This is a genomic window from Okeania hirsuta (assembly GCF_003838195.1).
Lineage (GTDB): Bacteria > Cyanobacteriota > Cyanobacteriia > Cyanobacteriales > Microcoleaceae > Okeania > Okeania hirsuta.
On sequence record NZ_RCBY01000404.1, the window covers coordinates 1 to 3,827 of the forward strand.

The following is a 3,827-nucleotide window of genomic DNA, read 5'->3' on the forward strand; positions in this document are numbered from 1 at the left end:
TCATCATAAGGCTCCACATCGGAATTGGATGCCAAACCTGAAGGACCTTCCCGAGTTCTTGCAGAAAGAATATCCTTTGCCTCCTACTTTGTTCGATGACTATGAAGGAAGAGAGGCCGCCGCCGCCCAGGATATGCGGATTGAAGATATGTATATGTCATCTGATATGAAGTTGCTGCCGAAGACTATGGCGAAGAAACTGGGACAGGTGGCGGTGGTGCTAGCAACTTCCGCGCCCCAAGGAACTGGGATAATCTTCGCAGGCTGCTTACCCCGAACAAAGAAAGATTTGGGATGAGAAACTACGATCTCATTCCGCAAGGCATTTCGAGAAATCCGCCTACCGGGAAAGATCTCATTATCTGGAAATATCAACGATATATGCAGGATACATGGGGAGTGTAGCTAGTGTGGATGGAAAATATCGGGCGGGTTCTAGCGTATTTGGATGAGCAAGGTTTTGCGGAAAATACCATCGTCGTTTATATTTCGATCAAGGTTTTTTACTTAGGCGAGCATGGATGGTACGACAAGCGCTTTTGTATGAAGAATCCTTTTCCATGCCTTTTGGTAATTCGTTATCCTGCAGGTGTTGAGGGAGGACAAGTGCGGGATGAACTGGTGATGAATCTTGATTTTGCACCCACCTTTCTAGATTACGCCGGTGTAGATATTCCTGAGGATATGCAGGGTGAATCGATGCGGACCATTTGGGGAGGATACATCTGCCCCAGAGTGGAGAAAAAGCGTATACTTCAATTACTATGAATCATCCAAATGGCTGGCATAACGTCAAACGACATGAAGGCGTTCGCAGATGATCGTTATTAAATTGATCCATTTCTAATCATGACATTGACGATTGGGAACTCTATGATTTGGCCACTGATAGTTTGGAGGTAAATACCTGGCTGAGGATCCAGCTTATCAGAGCTTAAACAACGCCTGCAAAAGGAATTGTTACGCTTAAGGAATATTACCAGTTGCCAGAAAATGATACTGGAGATATGGCCATATTTAGAAAATGGCGTAAGCAAAAAATAAGCCGGAGTAGGAGAGAGGTCCTATTCCGGCTTGTTAGTTTTATACGGCATATTCCCTAAAGAGCTTGAATAATATCGTACTGCGTAATGATATGCATTTGACCGCTAGCCTGTTTGACTAGCACTGGCATCCAGGTTTTTATCAATGAATTTGTTCAGCTGAGAGAAAGGGAGGTCTAGAGACACAATCGGTAAGGATCTCCATGATATCTGCCACCTTTTTGTCGGAATGCTGCATGGGGTTTTCCAGCGAGGAAGCTCAAGACATTGCTTTCCCGTCAAGGAACCCACAATGTTCTCGCCTTCATCCATTACTGGTAGTTGTGAGATATCCTTCGATTTCATCAAATCGAAAGCAACCCGGACCGTATCGCTGGTTTTCACCGAAAGAAACTCATTGCTATCCTTCTGCCCAAGATCTCCTTTTACGGTCATTTCTGTTTCCAGAAAGCTCTTTCACGCATCCAATCGTCATTGTAGATTTTTCCCACATAACGACTTCCATGGTCATGAATCACTACCACTACGAACATTTCTGGGGTGAGTTTGTCCTTCAACTGCAGTAGCCCGCCATGGCGGATCCAGCGGAGTATCCTAGCAAAATGCCTTCCTCCTTGGCCAATCTTCTCGCCATTAGCGCGCCATCCTTATCGGTGACTTTTTCGATAAAGATCGATCACGCCAAAATCCACATTCTTAGGAAGAAATATTCCTCTCCAATTCCCTCTGTGATGTATGGATAAATCTCTTTCTCAATCAAATTCGCCCGTTTCGTGATATTTCTTGAAACAGAACCATAAGTATCGATTCCCAAACATTAATATCAGAGTTTTGCTCCTTAAGGTACTTGCCAGTACCAGAAAATTGTTCCTCCCGTGCCAACACCGAACGATTAGGTGCGTAACCTTACCTTCAGTCTGCTTCCAAATCTCTGGTCCAGTGCTCTCGTAATGCGCTTGTCTATTAGAAAGGTTATCGTATTGGTTGAACCAGTAAGAATTGGGAATCTCTTTACTTAATCTTTCAGCTACAGAGTAGTAAGAGCGCTTCATCTTCGGGAGTGACATTGGTTGGGCAAACGACTACTCTGCTTCCACGGCCTTTAGCAGGTCGATCTTTTTCTTTGACTGCTTATCATTGTGGTGAAAATGGCTCGGTAGCCTTTAACAGCTCCGCCGGGCTGCGCCCATCCCCGTATTACCACTGGTACACTCAATGATGGTCCCACGGGCGGTAGATCTCCTCTTGCCTCAGCATCTTCCAACATTTTTCAGTGCCATTCGATCCTTGATGGAGTGACCGGGGTTAAAGGTCTCTACCTTCATCAAGACTGTGGCGGGGACGTCTTTGACTACTTTGTGTAATTGTACAAAGGTGTATTACCAATGGTTCTCTAGATGTTGTTTTTTATATCATTCTTTATCTTATTTTGCCATTCAAAGTGCAAATGTACTAGAAAAGAAAGGAAGGGAGAAGTTGAGAAACAACTTCTCAGAAAAACCTGACGTTCTGTTAACAAAAGGAACTGAATAGCTTAGCGATAATACTTGACTTGCACGAAAAACCGAGGATCCTTAGCCCCAAGAAGCTTCGCACTAGGGGGGAGAGCACAACCGCCCACATTATTCTCATAAGCGGTGGCGGAATCGAGCCTATTACCTTGGCCATATACGGTTCGATGGGTCATGGGTTGGTTTATCTCAATGACCGAGTCTGGCCGAGCATTGCGATGTAGAGCGAAGAGTTTGATCGTTGTTGCTGGTCTTTTGCCAGGTGGCAATACTTGGATCGATTTTTTCCTTTCGCGTGAATAACCTTTTCTAGATATCGTTTTTGCAGCGCATCATTCCTGCGGATGATAAGGACGCATTCGGGTTCTTCCGATATCCTCTGGACTCCAGCGAGACTGATCCACCAATATGCAAGACTTGTCCGGTTTGAGGGGTAGTACTACTTAATTGATTCCAGCCATTATATCCTCGATCGGCATCCTGAGTAGTGCTTCGCAATGCGGAACATCGTATCTCCTTTCTTCACTACGTAGTACACTCTTGCATGTTGAGCGGGAGAGAAAGCGGGGTACGTATACGTAAAATAGCTTTGTGTTCGAATGGGAATTCTGATGGGGTTCCTACTGATAGACGCTTTTTTCCCTTTAAGCCTGAATTATAGTAGTAAAGTTCTTGGACTCTTAGTCCATAGAATTTAGCTAGAGAGAATAAGGTTTTGCTTCTTTTCTAAGGTGTGATAAAAGAATTTCTCCTGGTAAGTTCCTATGTGTAGAAGCAGCGCTATCTTGAGGGAGTAGGTAGAAGAGACTGTCTCCCGTTGCTCGTGCAGTGTTTGCTGTCATCCATAGTACGATGACAATAGCCCAGTATCTCATAGTTTTGGTCAATAATCTTAGCGAAATTGGGGTATGCTACAAATATAGTAAGTAATGTACAAAAATGGGGCCGGATTTTTAAGCCTGCCTGTTTGGAGGCTTGCGGAGTGAGCAAAGACAAAGGTTATGGCCAAAGATTTTTTAGTCGCTCTTGATTCTAAAGCCTTTGAAAATGGCTTTAGGGCGCACAAGAAGGGGCTTAAAAGATATTATTTTACCATTACTTGTTATTTTGCGCTTATGAAAGTACTAGGAGTAATTCCGGCAAGGTATGAATCAACTCGATTTCCTGGCAAACCATTAGTAAACATCCAGGGAAAAAGCATGATTGCCCGAGTCTATGAAAGATGTCGTCAAGCCAAGATGCTGGATGAGGTCATTGTCGCCACTGATAGTTT

5 protein-coding genes are annotated in these 3,827 nt (G+C 44.1%); 3 read left to right on the plus strand and 2 right to left on the minus strand.

Features of this window, described 5'->3' with window-relative positions:
• The coding region (locus D5R40_RS30925) for a hypothetical protein (RefSeq protein WP_205127766.1) at positions 1–298 on the plus strand (298 nt) is incomplete at its 5' end.
• Between the two features lie 116 nt (positions 299–414).
• Positions 415–768, plus strand: coding sequence for a sulfatase/phosphatase domain-containing protein (locus D5R40_RS30930; RefSeq protein ID WP_124155723.1), 354 nt, complete (start codon positions 415–417; stop codon positions 766–768).
• 380 nt (positions 769–1,148) lie between these two features.
• Here the strand turns inward: D5R40_RS30930 and D5R40_RS38410 are convergent, their stop codons facing one another.
• Both D5R40_RS38410 and D5R40_RS41645 read right to left on the minus strand, forming a co-directional pair.
• On the minus strand, positions 1,149–1,478 hold the full coding sequence (locus D5R40_RS38410) for a CBS domain-containing protein (RefSeq protein WP_205127767.1): 330 nt from the start codon (positions 1,476–1,478) through the stop codon (positions 1,149–1,151).
• Positions 1,475–1,600: a hypothetical protein gene (locus D5R40_RS41645; protein WP_282433682.1), complete on the minus strand. Its 126-nt coding sequence runs from the start codon at positions 1,598–1,600 to the stop codon at positions 1,475–1,477. Before D5R40_RS41645 ends, D5R40_RS38410 begins: the two co-directional genes overlap by 4 nt.
• A 1,955-nt stretch (positions 1,601–3,555) precedes the next feature.
• Here D5R40_RS41645 and D5R40_RS38415 point away from each other — a divergent pair.
• Positions 3,556–3,827 (plus strand): cytidylyltransferase domain-containing protein (locus tag D5R40_RS38415; protein ID WP_375339433.1); only part of this gene is annotated, 272 nt, incomplete at its 3' end.